This is a genomic window from Streptomyces sp. NPDC041122, from assembly GCF_055592445.1.
Genome location: NZ_JBVIYQ010000008.1, coordinates 222240 through 248034 on the forward strand (window position 1 = coordinate 222240; position 25795 = coordinate 248034).

General features: G+C 72.9%; 21 protein-coding genes. 15 read left to right on the forward strand and 6 right to left on the reverse strand.

Annotated elements, in window-relative coordinates; all coding sequences use genetic code 11:
• Positions 1-32: 32 nt before the first annotated feature.
• Positions 33-938 (reverse strand): 5'-3' exonuclease, encoded by a 906-nt coding sequence (locus ACZ6B8_RS27680; RefSeq protein WP_471081357.1) that lies wholly within the window; start codon positions 936-938, stop codon positions 33-35.
• 319 nt (positions 939-1257) lie between these two features.
• Here ACZ6B8_RS27680 and ACZ6B8_RS27685 point away from each other — a divergent pair, with 319 nt between their 5' ends.
• The 5 genes from ACZ6B8_RS27685 (at position 1258) to ACZ6B8_RS27705 (ending at position 7613) form a co-directional block, all read left to right on the forward strand.
• On the forward strand, positions 1258-2394 hold the full coding sequence (locus tag ACZ6B8_RS27685) for a quaternary amine ABC transporter ATP-binding protein (protein WP_471080589.1): 1137 nt from the start codon (positions 1258-1260) through the stop codon (positions 2392-2394).
• Entirely contained in the window at positions 2387-4996 is a 2610-nt protein-coding gene (locus ACZ6B8_RS27690; RefSeq protein ID WP_471609033.1) for an ABC transporter permease/substrate binding protein, read from the forward strand. The genes ACZ6B8_RS27685 and ACZ6B8_RS27690 overlap by 8 nt, the downstream gene beginning before the upstream one ends.
• 169 nt (positions 4997-5165) lie before the next feature.
• Positions 5166-6155, forward strand: a complete 990-nt coding sequence (locus ACZ6B8_RS27695; protein ID WP_471609034.1) for a hypothetical protein — start codon at positions 5166-5168, stop codon at positions 6153-6155.
• Between the two features lie 161 nt (positions 6156-6316).
• Complete coding sequence (locus tag ACZ6B8_RS27700; RefSeq protein WP_471080598.1) at positions 6317-6892, forward strand: helix-turn-helix domain-containing protein; 576 nt, start codon at positions 6317-6319, stop codon at positions 6890-6892.
• Between the two features lies 1 nt (position 6893).
• Positions 6894-7613, forward strand: a complete 720-nt coding sequence (locus ACZ6B8_RS27705) for a helical backbone metal receptor (RefSeq protein ID WP_471609035.1) — start codon at positions 6894-6896, stop codon at positions 7611-7613.
• Here the strand turns inward: ACZ6B8_RS27705 and ACZ6B8_RS27710 are convergent.
• Entirely contained in the window at positions 7582-8709 is a 1128-nt protein-coding gene (locus ACZ6B8_RS27710; RefSeq protein WP_471609036.1) for a TDT family transporter, read from the reverse strand. The two genes, ACZ6B8_RS27705 and ACZ6B8_RS27710, sit on opposite strands and share 32 nt — an antisense overlap.
• Before the next feature lie 70 nt (positions 8710-8779).
• On the opposite strand from ACZ6B8_RS27710, the gene ACZ6B8_RS27715 reads away from it, so the two are divergent.
• Together ACZ6B8_RS27715 and ACZ6B8_RS27720 are read left to right on the forward strand one after the other, a co-directional pair.
• Positions 8780-9781: a LysR family transcriptional regulator gene (locus ACZ6B8_RS27715; protein WP_471609037.1), complete on the forward strand. Its 1002-nt coding sequence runs from the start codon at positions 8780-8782 to the stop codon at positions 9779-9781.
• Positions 9782-9941: 160 nt separating this feature from the next.
• On the forward strand, positions 9942-10937 hold the full coding sequence (locus tag ACZ6B8_RS27720) for an aminoglycoside phosphotransferase family protein (RefSeq protein WP_471609038.1): 996 nt from the start codon (positions 9942-9944) through the stop codon (positions 10935-10937).
• Here the strand turns inward: ACZ6B8_RS27720 and ACZ6B8_RS27725 are convergent.
• The 3 genes from ACZ6B8_RS27725 to ACZ6B8_RS27735 form a co-directional block, all read right to left on the reverse strand.
• The gene (locus ACZ6B8_RS27725; RefSeq protein WP_471609039.1) at positions 10906-11607 is read right to left on the reverse strand and encodes a gamma-glutamyl-gamma-aminobutyrate hydrolase family protein; all 702 of its coding nucleotides are present in this window, start codon (positions 11605-11607) and stop codon (positions 10906-10908) included. The genes ACZ6B8_RS27720 and ACZ6B8_RS27725 overlap by 32 nt on opposite strands.
• 28 nt (positions 11608-11635) lie before the next feature.
• Positions 11636-13096, reverse strand: coding sequence for an ethanolamine permease (eat, locus tag ACZ6B8_RS27730; protein WP_471609040.1), 1461 nt, complete (start codon positions 13094-13096; stop codon positions 11636-11638).
• Between the two features lie 126 nt (positions 13097-13222).
• The gene (locus ACZ6B8_RS27735; RefSeq protein ID WP_471609041.1) at positions 13223-13981 is read right to left on the reverse strand and encodes a FadR/GntR family transcriptional regulator; all 759 of its coding nucleotides are present in this window, start codon (positions 13979-13981) and stop codon (positions 13223-13225) included.
• A gap of 75 nt (positions 13982-14056) precedes the next feature.
• On the opposite strand from ACZ6B8_RS27735, the gene ACZ6B8_RS27740 reads away from it, so the two are divergent.
• From ACZ6B8_RS27740 to ACZ6B8_RS27765, 6 genes are all read left to right on the forward strand, one after another.
• Complete coding sequence (locus tag ACZ6B8_RS27740) at positions 14057-15427, forward strand: glutamine synthetase family protein (RefSeq protein ID WP_471609042.1); 1371 nt, start codon at positions 14057-14059, stop codon at positions 15425-15427.
• An 8-nt stretch (positions 15428-15435) separates the two neighbouring features.
• Positions 15436-16827 carry an aldehyde dehydrogenase family protein gene (locus tag ACZ6B8_RS27745; protein ID WP_471609043.1) on the forward strand — a complete coding sequence of 464 codons (1392 nt, stop codon included), beginning with the start codon at positions 15436-15438 and terminating at the stop codon, positions 16825-16827.
• 6 nt (positions 16828-16833) lie between these two features.
• A complete protein-coding gene (locus ACZ6B8_RS27750; protein WP_471080629.1) occupies positions 16834-17616 on the forward strand; it encodes a 3-oxoacyl-ACP reductase in 783 nt (260 codons plus the stop codon).
• A gap of 87 nt (positions 17617-17703) precedes the next feature.
• Positions 17704-19011 (forward strand): haloacid dehalogenase-like hydrolase, encoded by a 1308-nt coding sequence (locus ACZ6B8_RS27755; RefSeq protein ID WP_471609044.1) that lies wholly within the window; start codon positions 17704-17706, stop codon positions 19009-19011.
• 22 nt (positions 19012-19033) lie between these two features.
• Positions 19034-20341 carry an HAD family hydrolase gene (locus ACZ6B8_RS27760; protein WP_471609045.1) on the forward strand — a complete coding sequence of 436 codons (1308 nt, stop codon included), beginning with the start codon at positions 19034-19036 and terminating at the stop codon, positions 20339-20341.
• A gap of 28 nt (positions 20342-20369) precedes the next feature.
• A complete protein-coding gene (locus ACZ6B8_RS27765; RefSeq protein ID WP_471609046.1) occupies positions 20370-21323 on the forward strand; it encodes a DUF2510 domain-containing protein in 954 nt (317 codons plus the stop codon).
• A gap of 62 nt (positions 21324-21385) precedes the next feature.
• Here ACZ6B8_RS27765 and ACZ6B8_RS27770 read toward each other — a convergent pair whose 3' ends face one another.
• Positions 21386-22636 (reverse strand): amino acid deaminase/aldolase, encoded by a 1251-nt coding sequence (locus ACZ6B8_RS27770; RefSeq protein ID WP_471609047.1) that lies wholly within the window; start codon positions 22634-22636, stop codon positions 21386-21388.
• A gap of 194 nt (positions 22637-22830) precedes the next feature.
• Between ACZ6B8_RS27770 and ACZ6B8_RS27775 the strand changes: the two genes are divergently transcribed.
• Together ACZ6B8_RS27775 and mycP are read left to right on the forward strand one after the other, a co-directional pair.
• Positions 22831-24516 carry a hypothetical protein gene (locus ACZ6B8_RS27775; protein ID WP_471609048.1) on the forward strand — a complete coding sequence of 562 codons (1686 nt, stop codon included), beginning with the start codon at positions 22831-22833 and terminating at the stop codon, positions 24514-24516.
• Positions 24517-24593: 77 nt separating this feature from the next.
• Positions 24594-25769 (forward strand): type VII secretion-associated serine protease mycosin, encoded by a 1176-nt coding sequence (mycP, locus tag ACZ6B8_RS27780; protein ID WP_471609168.1) that lies wholly within the window; start codon positions 24594-24596, stop codon positions 25767-25769.
• The last annotated feature ends 26 nt before the right edge of the window (positions 25770-25795 follow it).

The window sequence follows — 25795 nt, forward strand, 5'->3', positions numbered from 1 at the left end:
CACAATTACTTAGGTTTACCTAAGCTAGCACCTCAGGGGTGCAGGACGGAGAGCAGTCGTTGCAGCGATCCGCCCAGGCCCCAGCGGGCCGCCAGCTCGTCCAGGGCGGCCGGATCGCGCGGCCCACGGGGCAGGGTGACGTCGACGTCCGGCAGCGGGACGTCGCCCGCCACCCGTACGACCTTCGGCGCCACCGCCACATACGCGCGCGACTCGTCCAGCCTCCTGCGCTGGGAAGGGGTGAGCTTCGACTTCGGGTCGTCGACAGCCGCCATGATCCCGGCCAGGTCGCCGTAGGCGTCCAGGAGCTTGGCGGCCGTCTTCTCGCCGATGCCGGGGACGCCCGGCAGGCCGTCGCTCGGGTCGCCGCGCAGCAGGGCCAGATCCACATAGCCGGGGCCGTCCACGCCGTACTTCTCGCGCAGCCACGCCTCGTCCGTCATCTGGAGGGTGCCGACGCCCTTGAGGGGATAGAGGACGCGGATGCCGCGCTCGTCGTCCACCAGCTGGTAGAGGTCGCGGTCGCCGGTGACGATGTCGACCGGGCCGGTGGCGCGGGCGGCGTAGGTGCCGATCACGTCGTCCGCCTCGTACGCCTCGACGCCCACCCGGGCGATGCCGAGGGCGTCGAGGACGGCCTCGATGACCGGCACCTGCGGCGAGAGGGTGTCCGGGATCTCCTCGGCGTCCGGGCCCTTCGGGGTCTCCTCGGCGACGCGGTGCGCCTTGTACGAGGGGATGAGCTCGACGCGCCAGTGCGGGCGCCAGTCCGCGTCCATGCAGGCCACCAGCTCGTCCGGGCGGTGGTCGAGGACGAGGCGGGTGATGAAGTCGAGCAGTCCGCGCACCGCGTTGACCGGGGTGCCGTCCGGGGCCTTCATCGACTCCGGGACGCCGAAGTACGCCCGGAAGTAGAGGGACGCCGTGTCGAGGAGCATGAGCCGTCGTGTTCGCTGAGTCACATCGCGCATCATGCCGCACGCCACCGACAGCGCGAACGCGCTGCGCACGGGGCCACGCCCGCCGGGCTCCGGGCGGGGGTCCGTTGCGCATCGTGATCATCGCGCGCCGAGCACGCAACGGATGTGAGCTGGGCCACTCCTGGGTTTGGTTCGGATAAGTGCGGGCAGGGGCGCACCCGGAGCCAACCCGGTCGAGGATTCAACATTTCGATTTGGTAAACGGGCAGATTCCGTGCCGCTCCACGGCCCGCCGGCGGGGGAGGCGGGCCGTCTTGGTTCGACCCGAGAGGTGTATGTGTCCAGGCTGCAGGCCGAGCACTTGTACAAAGTGTTCGGCAGACGACCCGATGACGCGGTGGAGAAACTCCGCCACGGAGCCGACCGAGAGGAACTGCGCGACGAGGGCACCACCGCTGCCGTCATCGACGCCTCCTTCGAGGTCGAGCCGGGCCAGATCTTCGTCGTCATGGGTCTCTCCGGATCCGGCAAGTCCACGTTGCTGCGCATGCTCAACGGGTTGTCGGAGCCGACGGCCGGTCACGTGCTCTTCGACGGTCAGGACCTGACCGAGCTGAGCGCCAAGGAGATGCGGGAGGTGCGCTCCAAGAAGATCAGCATGGTCTTCCAGCACTTCGCGCTCTTCCCGCACCGCAGCGTCCTCGAGAACGCCGGTTACGGCCTCGAGGTGCAGGGCGTGCCGCGCGCCGAGCGCGAGAAGCGCGCCACCGAGGCGCTGGAGCTCGCGGGCCTCAAGGGCTGGGAGAAGTCCTGGCCCGACGAGCTGTCCGGCGGCATGCAGCAGCGCGTGGGCCTGGCCCGCGCGCTCGCCACCGACGCCGACCTGCTCCTCATGGACGAGTCGTTCAGCGCGCTCGACCCGCTGATCCGCCGTGACATGCAGGACCAGCTCCTGGTGCTGCAGAAGCGGCTGAAGAAGACCATCGTCTTCATCACCCACGACCTGAACGAGGCCATGCGCCTGGGCGACCAGATCGCCGTCATGCGCGACGGCCGCATCGTCCAGATCGGCACCTCGCAGGACATCCTGGTGACCCCGGCCAACGACTACGTCGCCGCGTTCACGCAGGACGTCGACCGCTCCCGGGTGCTCACCGCCGGCGCGATCATGGCCGAGCCGGAGAAGGGCTTCGTGGCGGCCGACGCCGCCGCGACGGTCACCGAGGACACCCCGATCATCGAGCTGTTCACCCCCTGCTCCACGAGTGACGTGCCGGTCGCCGTGACCGACGAGCAGGGCAAGCTCGTCGGCGTCGTGCCGCGGGCCAGGCTGCTCGCCGTGCTCGGCGAGCCGATGCAGTCGGAGACGGCCGCGGAGCCGCAGGGCGCGCCGACCGGCTCCATACCCGTGCAGGACGCGTCCGCACAGGACGACGGCGGCAAGAACGTGGGCAAGGTGAGCAGCGGTGCCTAGGATTCCCTTCGGCGACTGGGTCAACGACTCGGTCGAATGGCTCAGAACCCACATGGACTGGCTGTTCGACTTCATCAAGACGATCTTCCAGAACATGTGGGACGGCGTCTACGACGTCCTCTCCGCCCCCGAGCCGCTGCTGATGGCGGGCATCCTCGCCGTCATCGCCTTCTGGCTGCGCGGTCTGGTCGGCGGTGTCCTCGCCTTCGCGGGCTTCGCGTTCATCGTGTCCCTGGAGTTGTGGGACAACGCGATGATGACGCTGGCCCTGGTGCTTGTGTCGACCTTCGTCGCGCTGGTGATCGCGGTGCCCTTCGGCATCTGGGCGGCGCGCTCCAAGACGGTCAGCGGCATCGTGCGGCCGGTCCTGGACTTCATGCAGACGCTCCCGGCGATGATCTACCTCATCCCGGCCATCCTCTTCTTCCGGATGGGCGCCCCCGCGGGCATCGTCGCCACGATCGTCTTCGCGCTCGCCCCGGGCGTGCGCATGACCGAGCTCGGCATCCGGCAGGTCGACAAGGAGCTGGTCGAGGCGGCCGACGCGTTCGGCACCACGCCCCGCAACACGCTCTTCCGCGTCCAGTTGCCGCTCGCGCTGCCGACGATCATGGCCGGTGTCAACCAGGTCATCATGCTCGGCCTCTCCATGGCGGCGCTGACCGGCATGGTCGGCACCCCCGGCCTCGGCGCCGACGTCAACCAGGCCATCGGCCAGCTCGACGTGGGCCTCGGCGCGGAGGCGGGCGTCTCCATCGTCATCCTCGCCATCTACCTGGACCGCGTCACCAGCGGCCTGGGCAGCCAGGTCTCGCCGCTGGGCCGCCGCGCGCTCGCCAAGCTGCAGGCCGCGCAGGGCCTGAAGATCTGGAACTACCGCCCCAAGCCCGTCGTCGCCATGGTCGGCGTCGTCGTCCTCGCGCTCGTCGCGGGCGGCATGGGCATCTTCGGCGGCACCTCGTCCGAGTCCGTCGCCGACAGCAAGAACGTCGGCCAGGGCAAGCAGCTCAAGATGGGCTACATCCCCTGGGACGAGGGCGTCGCCTCCACCTTCCTCTGGAAGGAGGTCCTGGAGCAGCGCGGGTTCAAGGTCGAGACCAGCCAGCTGGACGCGGGCCCGCTCTACACCTCGCTCTCGCAGGGTGACGTCGACTTCCAGACCGACTCGTGGCTGCCGACGACGCACGCCACGTACTGGAAGAAGTACGGCAAGGACCTGGAGGACCTCGGCGCCTGGTACGGCCCGACATCGCTGGAGCTGACCGTCCCCTCGTACATGAAGGGCATCGACTCGCTCGACGACCTCAAGGGCAAGGGCGGCAGGTTCAAGGGCAAGATCACCGGCATCGAGGCGAGCGCCGGTGAGATGCAGCTGCTCAAGAGCAAGGTGCTCAAGGAGTACGGCCTCGACAAGGAGTACAAGGTCGTCGACGGCTCGACGCCGGCGATGCTGGCCGAGCTGAAGGCCGCGTACGCCAAGAAGGAGCCGATCGTCGTCCCGCTGTGGTCGCCGCACTGGGCCTACAACGACTTCGACCTGAAGAAGCTCAAGGACCCGAAGGGCGCCTGGGGCAAGGGCGACGGCGTGCACACGCTGGCGCGCAAGGGCTTCTCCGACGAGAACCCGCAGGTCGGCAAGTGGCTCAAGAACTTCAAGATGGACGAGAAGCAGCTCACCGGCCTCGAGGCGGAGATCAACAAGGCGGGTAAGGGCAAGCAGCAGGACGCGGTGCGCGCCTGGCTGAAGAAGAACCCGGGTGTCGTCGACAAGCTCGCCCCGCTGCCGAAGAACTCCGGCGGCGACGAGAAGAAGCGTGAGCTGAACGTCGCGTACTTCTCCTGGGACGAGAACATCGCCGTGACCAACCTCTGGAAGCGGGTCCTGGAGAAGCGCGGCTACAAGATGAAGCTGACGCCGTCGGATGTCGGCCCGGTCTACACCGGTCTGGCCCAGGGCGACCTCGACCTGGACCTGGACGCCTGGCTGCCCACCGCGCAGAAGACGTACTGGGACAAGAACAAGGCGAACCTCAAGGACATCGGGTCCTGGTACAGCCCGACCTCCCTGGAGGTCTCCGTGCCCAGTTACGTCAAGGACGTCAAGTCCCTGGCCGACCTCAAGGGCAAGGGCGACGAGTTCAAGGGCAAGATCGTCGGCATCGAGCCGGGCACCGGTGTGATGACGGCGCTCAAGGACAAGGTCCTGCCGCAGTACGGCCTCGAGGGTGAGTACGACATCGTCTCCGGCTCCACCCCGGCGATGCTGGCCGAGCTGAAGGCCGCGTACGCCAAGAAGGAGCCGATCGCCGTCCTGCTCTGGTCGCCGCACTGGGCGTACAACGAGTACAAGCTCACCAAGCTGAAGGACCCCAAGGGCGGCTTCGGCAAGGGTGACACCATCCGCACCATCTCCAGCAAGGACTTCCCCGAGCAGTACCCGCAGCTCACCAAGTGGCTCAAGAAGTTCCACATGAGCGAGGGGCAGCTGGCCGGTCTGGAGAACGAGATCAACAAGGCGGGCAAGGGCAACGAGCCCAAGGCCGTCGACGCCTGGCTGAAGAAGAACCCGGGCTTCGAGGAGAAGATGACGGCCGTGCAGTAGGCCGGCACCTCCGCCGAGCACCGAGGGGTGGGCGTCGCCGTGTGGCGAAGCCCACCCCTCGGGGTGTTCCGGCGGGCCCGCCGGGTCTCTAACCTCGACGGGGCCCGCCCCTGTCGAACATCCGGGCGAGCCCCGCTCCTCGTGAACAGCTGAACGTGAGACCCCACCCGTGACCGCAAGGCAGCCAAGGACCGCGCTCCTCGTCGCCGTCCTCGCGCTCGCCCTGGCCGCCGCCCTGCTCGTCGCGCAACTGGCACGGGCCGACACCGCCCCCGCCTCCGCAGGCACCGCGCGCCTGGCCGCCCTCGCCGGGGACGTCACCGCCGCCGACGGCCACCGTTACGACGCCCGGGACCACACCGGTCGCACCATGGACGCCGCGCAGATCGAGCAGGCCCAGGACGGCACGTACCTCGCCGTCTACCACACGCTCCTGTCCGACGGCCGTTTCCACGCCGCCGTCGCCACCTCCGCCGACCTGCGCCACTGGCACCGCCGCCACGACTTCGGTCCCGGCACCCACCAGGCCACGCTCGCCCACGACGGCCGCGGCGGCTACGTCCTCGCCTACGAGAAGGACCCCCGCAACCACATCGCGGTCCGCGCCTACCGGAGCCTGCCGGCGCTGCTCGCCGGGCGCGCCCACCGTGCCTTCGACGCCCCGCGGACCCTCTCGCGCTGCGCCGAGGGCACCCCGAGCATCACCGCCGTACGTGGCGCCACCGTCCACCTCACCGGGCACTACCGGGCGGGCTGCGACACCGACCGCCAGCTGCGCGCCACCCTCACCGGCTTCCGGCACTGGCACGCCGAGCCCGACCGGCGCCTGGACCGCGCCGTGCGGAGCCGGGGCAACGGCGGCAACATCGGCGACCGGGCGCCCGTGGAGCTGGGCGGGCGGCGCGTGGTGCTCGTCGAGGGGCAGGGACGGCCCGGCGACTTCGGCAGCTGGGGGACCTACGCGTACGACCCCGTCAGCGGCCGGGCGGACCGTCTCGCCATCCGGACGCACGGCGGCAGCCACGCCTTCGCCAACCCCTCCGCGACCCTGCTCACCGACCCGCGGGGCCAACCCGCCCTGCTCGTCAGCCTGTTCGTGCCGAGCGAGGGCTCCGCCCCCGGTGAGGCCGGGCAACTGCTCTACTGGCGCGAGCTGTAGGGGCGCGAAAAACAGGCGCGCGGCGCACTTCCTTGCAAGGGTGGTGGTGCACGACGGGTGCGCGTCCGCGCAACGGGGCAAAACCGTTTGGCGAACATGCGTAGGGTGCAGGGAACCCCTCAGGGTGAGAGCGGGCCGATGCGCTGAAGGGAGCCGAGGCGATGGACGAGCACAAGGAGACCCTCCGGGTGGGCTCGGCCGTGCGGCGGCGCCGTCGGCAGCTCGAGCTCACCCTCGCCGTCGTCGCCGAGCGCAGCGGCCTCTCGGTGCCCTTCCTCAGCCAGATCGAGAACGAGCGGGCCCGCCCGAGCATGCGCTCCCTGCAGCGGGTCGCGGACGCCCTGTGCACCACCGACGTGGAGCTCCTCGCCGCCGCCGACCCGGCCCGCACCGTCGAGGTGGTGCGGGCCGGCGACGACACGGACCTGGACGGCTCCACGCCCGAGGCGCGGGTGCGCGAGCTGGCCCGCGGCCACCACCAACTGCACGCCCTGGAGTTCATCGGCGACCACGACGAGGGACGCGAATTCCAGCACCGCAACGACGAGTTGATGTACGTCGTGGAGGGCGCCGTGGAGATGGAGGCGGAGGGCCGGGCCTACCGTCTCGGGCGCGGCGACACGCTCTTCCTCACCGGCGGGGTGCGGCACCGGTGGCGGGCCACGGTGCCCGATACCCGGGTCCTGGTGGTCGCGGTCGGCGACCACATCGAAGCGGTGGACGACAAGGGGCGCTGAGGTGCGGGTCGTCTCGCTGGTGCCCTCGCTGACCGAGGCGGTGGCCGTCACCGTGCCGGGCGCGCTGGTCGGGGCCACCGAGTGGTGCAGCCACCCGGCGGACCTGGATGTCACCCGGGTGGGCGGCACGAAGAACCCGGACGTGCCCCGCATCGTCGGCCTCGCACCCGATCTGGTGATCGCCAACGAGGAGGAGAACCGGGCGCCGGACCTGGCGGCGCTGCGGGCGGCGGGACTGGACGTCCTGGTGACGGAGGTCCGGACGGTGGAGCAGGCCTTCCGGGAGCTGACCCGGGTGCTCGCGGCGTGCGGGGCGGGGCGGCCGGAGTGGCTGGCGGCGGCGGAGAGGGCGTGGGGGGAGCCGACCCCGGCGCCGGAGCGGCTGCGGGCGGCGGTGCCCATCTGGCGGCGGCCGTGGATGGTCCTCGGCCGGGACACCTTCGCGGGCGACGTCCTCGCGCGCCTCGGCGTCGACAACGTCTACGCGGGCCACACCGAGCGGTATCCGCGCGTCCCCGTCGAGGAGCTGCGCTCGTCGGGCCTCGACCTGGTGGTGCTGCCCGACGAGCCGTACCGCTTCACCCGCGAGGACGGCCCCGAGGAGTTCGTCCCGCACACCCCCGTCGCCCTGGTCGGCGGCCGCTACCTCACCTGGTACGGGCCGTCCCTGGCGGAGGCGCCGGCCGTGCTCAGCGCGGAGCTGCGAGCAGCCTTCCGCTGAGGACGCCGCGCAGGGTGTGGGTCAGCGCCACCGCCACGGCGGTCACGAGAAGGGCGAAGAGGCCGGTCGCGAGCCAGTCGAACACCGCGAGGCCGGTGTGCTTGCCGAGGCCCTCGGCGCCCGTCACACAGGTGCCCACCGGGAAGGTGAACGCCCACCAGGTCATCGCGAAGCCCATGCCGCGGCGCCGGGCGCGCACCACCAGGGCCGCGGCGAGCGCCAGCCACATCAGGGCGAAGCCCATCACGGGGACGCCGAAGAGTACGGCGAAGACGAGGAAGCCCCGGTCCAGCGGAGCGTGCACGACGCCCGGCGCGAAGTCGGCGAGCTTGTTGGTGGCGGTCGTGGACTGGCCGAGCGGGCCGAGTACCAGGAACAGGGTGGGGGTGAGGGCGAGGGGCAGCGGGCCCGCGGTCACCAGGCGGGCGAAGATCACCGGCAGCATCACCAGGGTGGCGAGCAGGCTCAGGCCGAACATTGCGAAGCAGGCGTAGAGCATCGTCTGCTGGGCCTGGCCCGCGGGCAGATGCGGGATGAGCAGGGGGCCGACGGCCGCCGACACCATGGGGGCCACGACGGGCAGCAGCCATACGGGGGAGGCCTGGTCGGCGGCGATGCGGTGCCGGGCCACCATCAGGTAGGGGATCGCGACGGCCGCGGCGAGGCCGATGGCCGTGCCCAGGGCGTACAGGACGGCGCCGAGCGCGACGGCGGCCTCCGTGCCGATCCAGTCCCGGCCGACGATCAGGGTGCCGCCGCCGACCGCGAGCAGCGCCATCGACAGACAGCCGTAGAACGGGGCCACCGCCGGGTCGAGGAGGTGGGCGCGGGCCTGGTCGCGGTGGTGGACCCAGTGGGCGGCGCGGGCGGTGAGCAGGACGGTGAGCATCGCGAGGGAGCAGGCCCACACGACGGTGCAGCCGCCGCGCAGTCCCGGAAAGCCGTACGGCAGGGTCGCGCCCGCGTTGGCGACGATGGCGGTGCCCATGACGGCGGCGTACCAGTTCGGGCCGAGGTGGCGGACCGCGAGGAGGCGGGTGCCGAGGGCGGGGACGGCGGTGCCCGCGGCGGCTGCGGGGTGTGCGGTGGTGACCATGGGTCCACGGTCGTACGGGGGAGGGGACGCCACCAGAGGCCGTCCTTCTATGGGGGCATAAGCTGATTTTATGAGTTCGTCCCCCGTGTCTCCCGAACCCACCGAGCCCCCTGGGCCCCCCGTACCTCCCGCGCCTTCTGCGTCCCCTGCGCCCTACGCCTACCCGAGCGCCACGGAGGCGTCGCTCTCGCACCGCGTCCCCGATCTCGGCGCGTTGCAGTTGCTGCTGGCCGTCGCCCGGCTCGGCAGCCTGGGGCGGGCGGCGCGGGAGCTGGGCATCACCCAGCCCGCGGCGAGCAGCCGGGTCCGTGCCATGGAGCGGCAGCTCGGCGTCGCACTCGTGGACCGCTCGCCGCGCGGCTCGCGCCTGACCGCGGCGGGCGCCCTGGTCACCGACTGGGCGGGCCGGATCGTCGAGGCGGCGGAGGCCTTCGACGCGGGGGCGCAGGCGCTGCGCGACCGCCGGGACTCGCGGCTGCGGGTCGCGGCGAGCATGACGATCGCCGAGTATCTGCTGCCAGGCTGGCTGATCGCCCTGCGGACGCAGCGGCCGGACACGGCCGTGTCGCTGCTGGCCGGCAACTCCGCGGCGGTCGCGGCCCGGCTGCTGGCCGGCGAGGCGGACCTCGGCTTCGTCGAGGGGCTCAGCGTGCCGGCCGGCCTCGACGAGGTGGTCGTCGCGCACGACCGCCTCGTCGTCGTGGCGGCGCCGTGGCACCCCTGGGCGCGGCGCAGGAAGCCGCTGGCCGCCGCGGAGCTGGCGGCGACGCCGCTGATCCTGCGCGAGGAGGGCTCGGGCACCCGGCAGGTCCTCGAAGCGGCGCTCGGTGCGCTCGCCCGTCCCCTGATCGAGCTGTCGTCCACGACGGCGGTGAAGGCCTCGGCGGTCAGCGGCGCGGGCCCCTCGGTCCTCAGCGAACTCGCCGTGGGCGAGGAACTGGCGGCCCGGCGCCTGGTGGAGATCCCGCTGGCGGACGTACGGCTGCACAGGGACCTGCGAGCGGTCTGGCCGACGGGGCACCGACCCGCGGGACCGGGCCGAGACCTGCTGTCGCTGACGCGGCGGACGTGAGTCGGTCCGGCAGCGGTACGAGCGCCTGGGGGCGCGGACGGCGAGTGACACCGGGAGCGCGGAAGGGGCCGCGAGGGCGAGTCCTGGCAACGCCTACGGAGTCGGCACCGGCGCGTAAATGCGTGGCGGGTGGCCGGGGCCGTCTCTCACCATGAGGGGCATGATCCCCACCGCGCCCCCGGCCACCGGCGTCCGCACGCCCTGGCGGCAACTCCCGGTGCACGTACGGGAAGAGCTCGCCGCCGCCCTCGGCGCGCCCGTCGTGGGCGCCACGACGCAGCGCGGCGGCTTCTCGCCGGGTGTCGCCGCGCGGGTCCGGCTCGCCGACGGCCGGCGGGCGTTCGTCAAGGCCGTCAGCGCCGACGCCAACCCCGGCAGCCCGGCCCTGCACCGCGCCGAGGCCCGCAACTCCGCGGCGCTGCCCGGCTCCGTGCCCGCGCCGAAGCTCCTCGCCTCCTACGACGACGGGACCTGGGTCGCCCTGGCCTTCGAGGACGTCGAGGGGCGCCAGCCCCACGTGCCGTGGCGGGCCGCGGAGTTCGCGCTCGTCCTGGACGCGGTGGACTCCCTCGGGCGCGCCCTGACGCCCGCGCCGCTCGGCGCTGCCTCCGTGGTCGACTCGGCGGCGGACGACTTCCTGGGGTGGGAGCAGCTGATCGCGGCGGAGGCCGGGGACGGGGCGGGCTGCGCCCGGCCGGTCGGGGTCTCGCGGCTCGACCCCTGGGCTCGGCGGCACCTGCGCGCCCTCGCCGAACTGGCCGCCCCCTGGCCCGAGTTCACGGACGGGGACACCCTTGCCCATGGTGATCTGCGGGCCGACAACATGCTGCTCACCGCCGACGGCGAGCGCGTCGTCTTCGTCGACTGGCCGCACGCCGTACGCGCCGCGCCCTGGTTCGACCTGCTCCTCATGCTGCCGTGCGTGCGGGCCCAGGGCGGGCCCGATCCGGAGGCCGTGTTCGCGTCCCGGCGGGTGGGCCGGGACGCGGATCCGAAGGGGGTGACGGCGGCGCTCGCCGCCCTCGCCGGCTACTTCGTGCACCACTCGCTGCTGCCCGGCCCGCCGGGGCTGCCGACCCTGCGCGCCTTTCAGGCGGCGCAGGGCGCGGCCGCCCTGGACTGGCTCAGGACGCGGCTCGGACCAGCGCTGCCATGACGCGCGTGTCCGCACCCATCTCCGGGTGCCACTGCACTCCCAACGCCCATGCGGGGGAGGGGAGTTCGATGGCCTCGGGTGTGCCGTCCTCCGCGTGTGCCGACACCGTGAGGTCCCGGCCGACGCGGTCCACCGACTGGTGGTGATAGGTCGGCACGTCCGTGGACGCGTCCGGCGCGATCGACTCGTACAGCGTGCCGGGGACCGGTTTCACCGTGTGGGTGCCGAAGACGCCCACCTCTTCCCGGTGCCCCTCCAGGTGCTGGACCAGTGTCCCGCCGAGCGCCACATTGAGCAGCTGCATGCCGCGGCAGATGCCGAGCAGCGGTGTGCCGGAGGCCAACGCGGCCTCGATCAGGGCGAGTTCCCAGGCGTCCCGCTCCCGCGCGGGCGGACCCGTACGCTCCTCGGGCCGTGCTCCGTACCGCGCCGGCTCCACGTCCGGGCCGCCGGCGATCACCACGCCGTCCAGCCGGGCGACGACGGCCGCCGCGTGCCCCGGGTCGTCCGGCGGCACCATCGCCGCGATGCCGCCCGCCGCCTGGACGAGGCGCGGATATCCGGCGGGCAGCAGGGCCGCGGGCAGCCGCCACACGCCCCAGCTCACCTCGGGCTCCAGATAGGTGCTGACACCGATCAGCGGCCTGGCGCCCCTTGCGTTCTCCCTCACCGTGCTCCGTTCTTCCTCACCGTGGTGATCAGTTGCGTTCCAACTCTGCCTCGGCCGCCGCCAGCGCCGCGAACTCCTCCTCCGGCGCGCGCGCCACGAGGTGCTTGCGGCTGTACATCCCGAAGTAGGCGATGGCGACCACGTACACCGCGAGCGCGATGACCGCCGCCGTGACGTCCACCAGGAACGTCGCGACCAGCGCCGCGCAGGCGAGCACCAGCGCGACGGACGAGGTCAGGACGCCACCGGGCGTCCGGTAGGGCCGCTCCAGGCCCGGCTCGCGGCGGCGCAGCACGATGTGGGAGAGCGACATCAGGGCGTACGAGATGGTCGCGCCGAACACCGCGACGTTCAGCATGCGCGCGCCGTCCCCGGTCGCCGCCGCCAGGCCGAAGCCGATCGCGCCCGGCACGAGCAGACCCAGGTAGGGGGCCTTGCGGCTGCTGGTGAGGGAGAGGAACCGCGGCAGGTAGCCGGCCCGGGAGAGCGCGAAGAGCTGGCGCGAGCCCGCGTAGATGAGGGAGAAGAAGGAGGCCACCAGTCCGGCGAGCCCCGCGTAGTTGATGACGCGGCTCAGACCCGTCGCCTCGCCGTCCGGCTGCAGGGCCTCGACCAGCGGGTTGCCCGCGTCCTGGAGCGCGTTCGCGCCGCGCGCGCCCGACGAGGCGAAGAAGGTGAGCAGCGCGAGGGCGACCAGGATCGCCATCGACCAGCGGATGGCGCGCGGCAGCGTGCGCGCCGGGTCCTTGGTCTCCTCGGCGGCCAGCGGCACGCCTTCCACGCCGAGGAAGAACCACATGCCGAAGGGGAACGCCGCCCAGATGCCCAACAGCCCCATCGGCAGCCAGGAGTTGGCGCCGAACGCGTCCGCCTCCACGGGGATGTCGTTGAGCTTCGAGGCGTCGAAGTCCCAGAACGCGCCGACCGCGAAGATCAGCAGCGCCGCCACCGCGACACCGGTCACCACGAAGCTGAAGCGCAGCGCCTCGCCCACGCCCCAGAGGTGGATGCCGATGAAGACGGCGAAGCAGGCCAGATAGACCGGCCAGCCGGAGGTCAGGCCGAAGAGGCCGAGCGACTCCACGTAGTCGCCGATGAAGATGGAGATGGCGGCCGGCGCGAGAATGTACTCGATGAGGATCGCCGTGCCGGTGAGGAAGCCGCCCCAGGGCCCGAGCGCCCGGCGCGCGAAGCCGTAGCCGCCGCCCGCCGTGGGCAGCACGGACGAGAGTTCGGCCAGCGAGAAGACCATGCACGCGTACATCACGCCCATGAGCCCCATGGCGATCGCGAGACCGCCGAAGCCGCCCTCCGCGAGGCCGAAGTTCCAGCCCGAGTAGTCGCCGGACACCACATAGGCGACGCCGAGCCCGGTGAGCAGCAGCCAGCCCGCGCTGCCCCGGCGGAGCGTCCGGCGTTCCAGATAGTCGTCCGCCGGTTCGGCGGAACTCGGCTCGGTGGCACTCGGCTCGGTGGACTCCACGGTCATGGCACGGCTCCTATGCGGCGGCGCTGAGGGCTTGCTGCGGGGCGACTCAATGGAACGGATCCATACCTTTGCCGTGTCGGGCGGGATAAATCAAGCCCCGTGCGTTACCCGCCGGTTAACAGCCCCTCACGTCAGGAAGCCCCGCAGCAGCGCCGCCGTCCCCGAGCAGTGCTCGCGCATCATCTCCCGCGCGCCGTCCGCGTCCCCGTCGAGCACCGCCTCCACCAGCGCGGTGTGCTGGCGCTGCGAGTGCTCCAGGTTGCGCACCAGGAGCGGGATGCAGTCGAGCAGGTCGTTGACGGTGGCGCGGACCGCCGCGTACTGCGCGGTGAGGGTCGGCGACCCGCACAGCTCGGCGAGGGTGAGGTGCAGCAGGGTGTCCAGGCGGCGGTAGTCCGCGAGCGGCGCGTCGTGCGTCCGGTCGAGCGCCGCGCGCAGCCGGTCCGCCTGCTCGCCGGTCAGCCCGTGCGCCGCGCAGAGCCCCGCCGCGCCGACCTCCAGGACCTCGCGGAAGCGCAGCGCGTCCTCGACGTCGACGTCCTTGATGCGGCGGCGCAGCTCGTCCTCGCCGGGCGCCTCGGGCCGCGCACGGACGAACGTCCCGCCGTACCGCCCGCGCCGCGACTCGACCAGGCCCTGGTCCTGCAGCACCTTCAGGACCTCGCGCAGCGTGACCCGGCTGATGCCGAGGCGGTCGGCGAGCTCCCGCTCCGACGGCAGGCGCCCGCCGCCGGGCACCAGGCCGAGGCGGACGACCTGGAGGATCTGCTCCAGGGCCTCCTCGAAGCCGTTGCCCGCGCGCACCGGACGGAGGACCGGCGTCAGCCGGTCGTCCTGCTGAGCGGACGCGGCGTCACCCGTGGTGCCCTCTTCCGTGTGCGACATGCCCGTACCCCCTTCCCAAGCAAAGGTTCTCCGCAATACCTTATGGCTTCCGGCTGACCCAAGGAGGCTTTTCCCGTGGCAGACCGCACACCCCCGCTCGCCGTCGAGGAGCTCGAAACCCTCGTCACGAGCGGCGAGATCGACACTGTCGTCCTGGCCTTCCCCGACATGCAAGGGCGGCTCCAGGGCAAGCGGTTCGCCGCCCGCTTCTTCCTCGACGAGGTCCTCGAACACGGCACGGAGGGCTGCAACTACCTCCTCGCCGTCGACCCGGAGATGAACACCGTCGACGGGTACGCGATGTCCTCCTGGGACCGCGGCTACGGCGACTTCGCCATGCACGCTGACCTGACCACCCTGCGCCGGGTCCCCTGGAACGAGGGCACCGCGATGCTCATCGCGGACCTGGCCTGGAACGACTCCTCGCCCGTGGTCGCCGCGCCCCGCCAGATCCTCCGCCGCCAGCTGGAGCGCCTCGCCGAGCTCGGCCTCACCGCGCACGTCGGCACGGAGCTGGAGTTCATCGTCTTCAAGGACACCTACGAACAGGCCTGGGACGCCGGATACAAGGACCTCACCCCGGCGAACCAGTACAACATCGACTACTCCGTCCTCGGCACCGGACGCATCGAGCCGCTGCTGCGCCGCATCCGCAACGACATGGCGGCCGCCGGCCTCGTCGTCGAATCGGCCAAGGGCGAGTGCAATCCGGGCCAGCACGAGATCGTGTTCAAGTACGACGAGGCCCTCGTCACCTGCGACCAGCACGCCATCTACAAGACCGGCGCCAAGGAGATCGCGGCCCAGGAGGGCGTCTCGCTCACCTTCATGGCCAAGTTCAACGAGCGCGAGGGCAACTCCTGCCACATCCACCTCTCGCTCCAGGACGCCGACGGCACCAACGTCATGGCGGGCTCCGCCGACGACCCGGGAGGCATGTCGCCCCTCATGCGGCACTTCCTCGCGGGCCAGCTCGCGGCGCTGCGCGACTTCTCCCTCCTCTACGCCCCGCACATCAACTCCTACAAGCGGTTCCGGCCCGGCTCCTTCGCGCCGACCGCCGCCGCCTGGGGATACGACAACCGCACCTGCGCGCTCCGCGTCGTCGGCCACGGCCGCTCGCTCCGCTTCGAGAACCGTCTGCCGGGCGGCGACGTCAACCCGCACCTCGCGGTCGCCGGCCTCGTGGCCGCGGGCCTGTACGGCCTGGAGCAGAAGCTCGAACTGCCCGAGGAGTGCACGGGCAACGCCTACGGCGGCGACTACGCCCACGTCCCGACCACCCTGCACGAGGCCGCCGAGCTCTGGGAGAACAGCCCCATCGCCAAGGCCGCCTTCGGCGACGAAGTGGTCGCGCACTACCGCAACATGGCGCGGGTCGAGCTGGACGCCTTCGACTCCGCGGTGACCGACTGGGAGCTCCGCCGCTCCTTCGAACGCATGTGAGGACCGACGTGTCGTACGAGCAGGTGCACGAGCACCAGGTACTGAACCCGGCGACGGAAGAGGTCGTCGCGACCGTCCCCGCCACCACCGCCCACGACGTCGACGCGGCCGTCGCCCGCGCCGCGCAGGCGCAGGAGCAGTGGTCGGCGGCCGCCCCCGCCGACCGCGCGAGGCTGCTGCGCCGCTTCGCCGCCCAGGTCGACGAACACCTCGAAGAACTCGCCCGGTTGGAGGTCCGGGAGGCCGGCCACCTCATCGGCAACGCCCGCTGGGAGGCCGGCAACGCCCGGGACCTGCTGGAGTTCGCCGCCGGGGGAGTGGAGCGCCTCAACGGCCGGCAGATCCCGGTCCCCGGCGGTCTGAACGTCACCGTCCTCGAACCCCTCGGCGTCGTCGGCGTCATCGCCCCTTGGAACTTCCCGATGCCGATCGCCGCCTGGGGCACCGCCCCCGCCCTCGCGGCCGGCAACGCGGTGATCCTCAAACCCGCCGAGACGACCCCGCTCACCGCGCTCCGCCTCGCCGAACTCGCCCTGGCCGCCGGGCTCCCCGAGGGCCTCTTCCAGGTCCTGCCCGGCGCGGGCGACGTCGCGGGCAACGCCCTGGTCGAACACCCCGGCGTCGCCAAGATCGTGTTCACCGGCTCCACCCGCGTCGGCAAGCAGATCATGGCCAAGTGCGCCGACCGGGTGAAGCGCCTCACCCTCGAACTCGGCGGCAAGAGCCCGAACATCGTCTTCGCCGACGCCGACGTGGAGGCCGCGGCGCTGGCCACCCCCATGTCCTACCTCGACAACTCCGGACAGGACTGCTGCGCCCGCACCCGCGTCCTCGTGCAGCGCTCCGTCTACGACCGCTTCCTGGAGATCGTCGCGCCCGCGATCGAGTCGGTCGTCGTCGGCGACCCCGCCGACGAGAAGACCCAGATGGGCCCGCTCATCTCCAGGGCCCAGCTGGAGCGCGTCCGCTCGTACGTCACACCGGGCACCGGCATCCACGGAACGGCGCCGGACGGGCCGGGCTTCTGGTTCCCGCCGACGCTGCTCACCGACGTCGGCCCGGACGCGCCGGCGGCGACCGAGGAGGTCTTCGGACCGGTCGCCGTCGTCCTGCCCTTCGAGGACGAGGCCGACGCGATCCGGCTCGCCAACGCCACCGAGTACGGCCTGTCCGGCTCCATCTGGACCCGTGACGTGGGCCGGGCGCTGCGCGTCTCGGCGGCCGTCAGGGCCGGCAACCTGTCCGTCAACTCGCACTCCAGCGTGCGCTATTGGACCCCCTTCGGCGGCTACAAGCAGTCCGGACTCGGCCGCGAGCTCGGCCCGGACGCCCTCACCGCCTTCACCGAGACCAAGAACGTCTTCATCAGCACGGAACGCACCGACAGCACGGAGGCCTGAGCACCCATGACCGAAGAGAACATCTGCCGCCGTCTCGTCGGCCGCACCGCCGTCATCACCGGCGCCGGCAGCGGCATCGGCCTCGCCGCCGCGCGCCGCCTCGCCTCCGAGGGCGCGCACGTCGTCTGCGGCGACATCGACGCACGGGCGGGCAAGGCCGCCGCCGACGAGGTCGGCGGGACCTTCGTACAGGTCGACGTCACCGACGCCGAGCAGGTCGAGGCGCTCTTCAAGACGGCGTACGACACCTACGGCTCCGTCGACGTCGCCTTCAACAACGCGGGCATCTCGCCGCCCGACGACGACTCCATCCTGGACACCGGCCTGGAGGCGTGGAAGCGCGTCCAGGAGGTCAACCTCACCTCCGTCTACCTGTGCTGCAAGGCCGCGATCCCCTACATGCGGCGCCAGGGCAAGGGCTCGATCATCAACACCGCGTCGTTCGTGGCGCGGATGGGCGCGGCCACCTCGCAGATCTCCTACACCGCGTCCAAGGGCGGCGTCCTCGCCATGTCCCGCGAGCTCGGCGTGCAGTTCGCCCGCGAGGGCATCCGCGTCAACGCGCTCTGCCCCGGGCCGGTCAACACCCCCCTGTTGCAGGAGCTGTTCGCCAAGGACCCCGAGCGGGCCGCGCGCCGCCTCGTGCACATCCCCGTGGGCCGGTTCGCCGAGGCCGAGGAGCTCGCCGCCGCGGTGGCGTTCCTCGCCAGCGACGACTCCTCGTTCGTGAACGCCACCGACTTCCTCGTCGACGGCGGCATCTCCGGCGCCTACGTCACGCCCCTGTAGTTCCGGCAGTTCACCCTCCAGCCACCACCCCGTCAGCCGGGCGTCGCGCGACGCCCGGCTGACCTGCGTAGACACAGGAGTGTGTACATGAACCTCAAACGCCGCTGCACCGCCGCAGCCGCCGTGCTCGCCGTCGCCGGGGCGGGCCTCCTCGGCGTCCAGGCCACCGCCGAAGCAACCCAAGCCCACCGGCCGAAGGCCGCGAAGTGCCCCACGCTCACCGTCTCCGACGGCTGGTACGGCGACAACAAGGCCAGGATCCAGCGCATGGTGGACCGGTACGGCCGCTGCGGCGGGAGCCACGGCGAGCAGCGCCCGGTCGCCGTCTTCGACTGGGACAACACCGTCGTCAAGAACGACATCGGCGACGCCACCATGTTCTGGCTGCTGCGCCACGGCAGGATACGCACCCCCGAGCACCGCGACTGGCACACCACCAGCCGCTATCTGACCGACCCGGCCGCCGGGGCCCTGGCGAAGGCGTGCCCGGCGACCGGCACCACCCTGCCCACCCACCGGAACACCGCCTGCGCCGACGAGATCCTCTCCGTCTACGGCGAGGGCACCACGACCGCGGGCACGGCGGCGTTCGCCGGCTTCGACCACCGCCGCATGGAGCCGCAGTACGCCTGGCTCGCCCAGCTCACCCGCGGCTGGACCACCGGCCGGGTCAAGGAGTTCGCGGCCGCCGCCCGCGCGGAGAACCTCGCCGCACCCGTCGGCGCACAGCAGCGCGTCGGCACCGGGCAGGTCACCGGCTGGGTCCGCTACTACGACCAGCAGCGCGACCTGATCCGCACCCTCAAGAAGGCCGGCTTCGACGTCCACATCGTCTCCGCCTCGCCCGAGCCCGTCGCGGAGGTCTGGTCGCGGGCCGTCGGCGTCGACGCCCGGCACACCCTCGGTATCCGCAACGTCACCGCGCACGGCCGGCAGACCGCCCACCTCAAGGGCTGCGGCACCGTCAGGGACGGCGACGACACGATGATCACGTACATCGACGGCAAGCGCTGCTGGATCAACCAGGAGATCTACGGCGTGCGCGGCGCGGCCGCCGAGAAGGCACAACCCGCCGCCCGGCGACCGGTGTTCGCCGCCGGCGACTCCGACACCGACGTCACCTTCCTGCGCGACGCCACCGGCCTGCGGCTCGCCCTGAACCGCAACAAGGACGAGCTGATGTGCCGCGCCTACGACAACGGCGACGGCCGCTGGCTGGTCAACCCCATGTTCATCGAGCCCAAGGGGAAGAAGGCCGACCCCTACCCCTGCGCCAGCACCGGGTACGTCCGGGGGGACGGCAGGAAGGCTCCGGTGCGCCGTACGGACGGCTCCGTGATCCCCGATCAGAGGGACACGGTGTACGAGGCGTCGACGCCATCGTCAGCGTCGTAGGACTGATGTACGGTCCACTCGCATGCGTAACAGAAACATTTTGGCGCTGACCCTGGCCGCGGCCGCCGCCCTGGCGGCCGTGCCGGCAGCCTTCCCCGCGGCCGCCGCCACGGCCGCGAACTCCCCCGCGGCGGCGGCGCATTGCCCGCAGCTGTCCAAGAAGTTGTCCTGGTACGGCGACAACCGCGCCCATCTGCAGCAGCTGATCGACGAGCGCGGCCGCTGCTCCCACCCGCGGCTCGGCCACGGCGAGAAGCGCCCGGTCGCCGCCTTCGACTGGGACAACACCGTCGTCAAGAACGACATCACCGACGCGACCATCGCCTGGGCCCTGCACCACGACAAGATCCTGCGGCCCAGGAGCTGGAAGTCCACCAGCAAGTGGATGACCGACGCCGCCGACCGCGCGCTGACCGAGGCGTGCGGCACCGAGGTGCCCGTCGGCAAGCCGCTGCCCACCTCCACCGACACCGCCTGCGCCGACGAGATCTTCGAGGTCCGCGAGGACGGGAAGACGATGAGCGGCGCCGCGGCGTTCGCCGGCACGTGGGACCACCGCCACACCGTCCCGCAGTACGCCTGGGTGCCGCAGCTCTTCGCCGGGCACACCGTCCGCGCGCTGGAGTCGTACGCGGCGAAGGCCCGCAAGGAGGCGCTCGCCGCCCCCGTCGGCGCCACCCAGACCGTCGGCACCCACGAGATCGCCGGGTACGCCCGCTACTACCCGCAGCAGCGCGACCTGATCCGCACCCTGAAGAAGGCCGGCTTCGACGTCTACATCGTCTCGGCGGGCTCGGAGCCGGTGACCGAGGTCTGGTCCGGCGGCAAGGACGGCGTGGGCATCGACCGCGAACACACCATCGCGATCCGCTCCGTCCTCGACCGCAAGGGCCGCATCACCACCTGGAACCAGGGCTGCGGAGACGTCCCCGTCAACAAGGGCGAGGCCATCCCGTACATCGACGGCAAGCGCTGCTGGATCAACCAGGAGATCTTCGGCGTCAAGGGAGAGAAGGCCTGGCACAAGCAGGACCGGGCGCACCGCATCGCGCTCGGCGGCGGCGACGCCGACACCGACGTGACGTTCGTCGGCGACGCGACCGGCGCGCACCTCGTCCTGAACCGCAACAAGAGCGAGGTCATGTGCCGCGCGTACGACGACGCGGACGGCCGCTGGCTGGTGAACCCCATGTTCATCGAGCCGCTGAAGCAGAAGCCCGACCTCTACCCCTGCTCGACGAGCGCGTACAACGAGCACGACGGCGACAAGGGCCCCGTCCGGCGCCCGGACGGCTCCGTCGTTCCCGACCAACGGGACTCGGTGTACTGATCTTCGCGGCAGGTCCTAGAGTGCCGGGATGAGCATGACGACCCCTCCCGGCTGGTACCCGGACCCCGCGGCGCCCTCCGTCGAGCGCTGGTGGGACGGGACCGCCTGGACGGAGCACCGGCGGACCCCCGAGTACGCCCAGGTGCAGGGCACGACGCAGGGTTTCGGCCCGGCCGCGCCCACCACGGCCGTGCCGGTCCCCGCCGCACCGGGCGGCGGCCGCGGCAAGGCCGTCGCGCTCACCGCGGCGGGGGCCGTCCTCGTCGGCGCGATCGTCGCGGGCGCCGTCGTCCTCACCAAGGACGACGGCGACCCGGCCGGCGGCGCACCGGCGACCGGCGCACCGGTCAAGAACGACCCGGCGCCCACCGCGACGAAGTCGAAGACGGCGGCGCCCAGCTCCGACCCCGACCCGGACACCCTCATCGACGACCTCAACGGCATCACGCTCCCCGTCCCCGACGGCTGGGAGAAGGACGACGACTCCCTCGGCGGCGGCGCCACCGTCCAGACCCCCGACATCGTCGACTGCCCGGGCGACTCCGGGCTCTGCCGCGAGGGCTCGGTCACGTCGAGCACCGTGACCGGCACCGACGAGACGGACCCCAAGGCCCTCGCCCTCGGTGACATCAAGGACGCGGCGGACGCCGCCTACGGCCACGACAAGCTGGACAACCGGCCCTACGGCGGCATCACCGGCCACGAGAAGGTCAAGGAGGGCCAGGTGGCCGTCGCGGGCCGCAGCGGCTACTTCGTGCGCTGGCGGGTGCGGACCGCCAAGGGCGCGGGGGGATACGTCCAGTCGCTCGCGTTCAAGTCGAGCGTCGGCTCCCAGTCGCCGGTCGTCGTCCGCTTCGCCGTCGGCGCCGGCGACGGCGCGCCGCCGGTCGCCGTCATGGACGAGATCACCGAGGGGATCCGGTCGGTCGACGACAGCGTGACGGGCGGCGGCGTCGGCGAGGACATCGGCCCGACGCCCTGACCCGACGCGGCCCCGGGACGGGCCGGGGCAGGCCACATCAGGTCAGCTCAGGGCAGGCCACGTCAGAGGAAGGTGTGGCCCTCGCCCCGGTACGTGGGCACGCTCGCCGTCACCGTCTCGCCCTCGACCAGGTGCAGCGTCGCGAACCGCTCGCACAGCTCCCCGGCCTTGGCATGCCGGAACCACACCTTGTCGCCGATCCGAAGGTCGTCCGCGGCCGGCCCGTGCAACGGCGTCTGCACCTCACCCGCGCCCTCCTGCGCGTCGTACCGCAGCCCCTCCGGCAGATACGGCACCGGCGAGCGGTCGGGCCCCGCGACCCCCGACGCCGGATAGCCGCCGCCGAGCACCGTCACGGTCCCCGGGCCGGGCCTGCGCACCACGGGCTGCGCGAAGAGCGCGGCCGGACGGCCGCTGAACGACGTGTAGTTGTCGAAGAGTCGCGGCACGAACAGCCCCGACCCCGCGGCGATCTCGGTGACCGCCCGCTCGGCCGCGGTGTGCTGCACGCTGCCGGTCCCGCCGCCGTTCACGAACTCCAGGTCCGGCGCGACCGCGCGGACGGCCGCGATGGTCTCCCCCCGGCGCGCGGCCAGTTCCCTGCGGGCCGCGCTCTGCATCAGCCGGATCGCCCGCGAGCGCGCCGGGCGCCCCTCCACCGCGTCGCCCACGCCCGCGACATGGCCTTCGTACGCCATCACGCCCACCAGCCGGAAGCCGGGCCGCCGCACGATCGCCCGGGCCAGCGCGGCGACCTGCACGGGGGAGTGCAGCGGGGAACGGAGCGCGCCGACGCGCACCCGGCCGCCGAGCACCTGGTACGAGGTGTCCAACTCCAGGCACACCCGCACCTCCTCGGTCCCGCCGTCCCGCGCCTCGTCGATCAGCCGCAGCTGCGCCGGGTCGTCGACCATCACGGTGACGGAGGCCGCGAGCTTCGGGTCGGCGGTGAGCCGCGCGAAACCGGCGCGGTCCGCCGAGGGGTAGGCGAGCAGCACGTCGTCGAAGCCGGACTCGGCGAGCCACAGCGACTCGGCGAGCGTGAACGACATGATCCCGGCGAACCCGTCGCGGGCCAGCACCCGTTCGAGCAGGGCACGGCAGCGCACGGACTTGCTCGCGACGCGGATCGGCTTGCCCGCGGCGCGGCGCACGAGATCGTCCGCGTTGGCGTCGAAGGCGGCCAGATCGACGATGGCCACGGGGGCGTCGAGATGCGCGGTGGCCCGGTCGTAACGGGCCCGGTCTGCTGCGGTCCGCGGCGCGTCGCGCGGCGTCGAGGGACGGGGGCCGGGGGACGGGTGGGCTGTCATGGCCGAAGCCTGCCAGACACGATTACCGGAGGGTAGGGGGATGATCCGGGCAGAACGCCCGGGGGTCAGGACTGGGTTCCCGTACGTCCGGCGTCAGTGCGTAGAGTGACGCGCACGGAGTCTGACGGAGCGGCGTGCACCAAGCCTCGCCGGCCTCGCGCTCCGGCCGGCCGAGCGCGAGGAAACGGGGGAGCATGAGCACGGAGGCGGCTCGCAGCCCCATCCCCCCACGCCCCGCCGCGCCGCCCCGCCCCGCGGACCCGCCGGAGCCCGCCGCGGCCCCGGCCGACGAGAGCGCCGAGCCACCCCCGGCCCCCTCCGCCCGCTTCCCCGACGTCCGGCCTTCCGTCGACCGGGACTGGGTCCTCGACTCCCCACGCCGGTCACCCGCCGGTGACGCCGACGACGGGGCGGACCAGGCGGCCCGCATCCAGGACCTGCTGGCCCCCTTCGAACAGGCCCGCGCAGACCGCGCGGCACCGGCCACCCCGGTCCACCGCCCGGAGACGCCACCGGCCCCCGCCGCACCCCCACAGACGCCCGCGGAACGCGAGACGGCCTCCGCCCCACCGCGCCCCGTTGTGCCGCCGCAGGTGCACACGGAACTCGAGGCCGCAGCGGCCCCGGCGGCTCCGCCGGCCTCGGCCCGTCTCCCGGAGACCCCGCCGCCCCCGACGGAGCCGGCCCCCACGCACGAACCGACCCCCGCACCCCCGCCCGCCTCGGCCCGCCTCCCCGACGCCCCTCCCGCACCGGCGGAGGCGGCCTCGGCCCGCGACGCGGCCGCCGCGCCGCCGCGCCCCGTCGTACCCCCGCAGCCCACCGGGCCCCCCGGCGCCACCTCCCCGGGCTTCGCCTCCGTGGTGCTGCCCGCCCGTGAGGGGCAGGACTCCTCGGCCGAGGAGACGACGGCCCGGTCGCGGCCCGTTCCCGGTGAGCCGGCGGGGCCTCCCGCGGCCGGTGACGTGGTCGCGCCGGCCTCCGCACCCGAGCGCGCACGGGCCTCCCGCCGTGCCGTCGGTGCCGTGGATCTGACGCCGGGGCCCGGGACCGGGCGGCCCTTCGTCTCCTTCGCGCGACCCGCGATGTACGACGACAGCACCACCCGGCTGCGGCCCATCGGCGCCTGGGCGCGGCCCCGCGTGGCTGCCGCCGCGGCCTGCGTCGTCCTCGGGCTCGGCCTCATCGGCGGTGCCGTGACCGGGAGTTGGCTGACCGGCGAGTCCGCGGCCGGCGGCTCCGACCGCAGCGCGTACACCGTCACCGGCGCACTCTGGCACAGCGTCTCCGTCGACCGGCTCTTCCCGCCCGCCCTGAAGGGCGAGGGCGCGGGCCCCGGCGGCGCCGACCGCTCCTGGACCCGGGTCGCCGTCGCCCCCGACAGCGGCTGCCGGGGAGCCTTCGACCCGCTGCTGCGCAAGGCGCTGGCCCCGGTCGGCTGTCTGCGGTTGCTGCGCGCCACGTACACGGACGCCACCCGCAGCCATGTCACCACCGTGGGCCTGCTGTTCACCAAGGCGGACGCCGACGCGATGCAGACCCTGCGGAACCGTTTCACGGAGGAGGGGCTCGACCGGCGCCCCGACCTCATGCCCCGCCCGTACGCGGCCAAGGGCACGCCGGCCGAGGGGTTCGGGGACGCGCAGCGCGCGTCCTGGACGATGTCCGTCCTGCCGGACGCCCCCGTCGTCGCGTACGCCGTCTCCGGATTCGCCGACGGCCGCGCCGTCACGGACCCCGAGCCCGCCACCGAGGCCATGGGCACCAACACCGCGTCGGCGCCCGCCCAGTCGGGCCTCGGCCACGAGGCGAAGGGCATCGCCGACCGGATCGAACGAGGTCTGCGCAAGACCATCGCGGCAGCGGAGAAGGCATCATGAGCGCCCGTCGGATCAGGAGCCGTCGGGTGAATGGCCGCCCCCTGAAGGCCCGCATCCTGAAGGCCCACGCCCTGAAGATCCGCCCCGTGGGAGCCCGGTACGCGCTCGTCGCCGCCGTCGCGGCCACCTTGGCCCTCGCCCCCGTCACCCCCGCCCGCGCCGACGACGGCATCCGCGCCCAGCAGTGGGCCCTCGCCGCCATGCACACCGACGAGGCCTGGCGGACCACCAAGGGCGCCGGCATCACCGTCGCCGTCCTGGACACCGGCATAGACGCCGAGCACCCGGACCTCGCGGGCAGCGTCCTCAAGGGCAAGGACATGGTCGGCTTCGGGGCCGGCCGCGGCGACCGGCCCTGGGCCCGGCACGGTACCGCCATGGCCGGGATCATCGCGGGCCACGGGCACGGCGACGGCCGCACCGACGGCGTGCTCGGCATCGCGCCCGACGCGAGGATCCTGCCGGTCCGCGTGATCCTGGAGGACGGTGACCCCGCCCGCAAGAAGGCCCGCGACACCCGGGGCAACGCCCTCGCCGACGGCATCCGCTGGGCCGCCGACCACGGCGCCGACGTCATCAACCTCTCCCTCGGCGACGACTCCAAGTCCGCCCACCCCGAACCGGCCGAGGACGCCGCCGTGCAGTACGCCCTGAAGAAGGGCGTCGCCGTCGTCGCCTCCGCGGGCAACGGCGGCGAGCGCGGCGACCACGTCTCCTATCCGGCCGCCTACCCCGGCGTGATCGCCGCGACGGCCGTCGACGAGAACGGCGCCCGCGCCTCCTTCTCCACCCGCCGCTGGTACGCCACCGTCGCCGCGCCCGGCGACGACATCGTCATCGCCGACCCCGACCACAAGTACTACGAGGGCTGGGGCACCAGCGCCGCCTCCGCCTTCGTGTCCGGCGCCGTCGCCCTGATCCGCGCGGCCCACCCCGGTCTCGCCCCCGCCCAGATCAAACAGCTCCTGGAGGACACCGCACGGGACGCCCCCGCCGGCGGCCGGGACGACTCCCGGGGCTTCGGAATGATCGACCCCGCGGCCGCGCTCACCCGGGCGGGCGGGCTCGAACCCGACGAGCCGCACACGGTGGCGTACGGCACGAAGTACTTCGGCGCGGGGCCGGACGCGACGGCCGGCGACGACGGCCCGGCGGGCTGGGTGGGACCGGTCGCCGGCGGCCTGGGCGTCGCGCTGCTCGCGGCGGCGGTCCACCTGTGGCGGACCAGGGCCGGGGCGACCCGGCGCGGCTGAGCGCGGCTGACCCGGGAGGCGTCGGC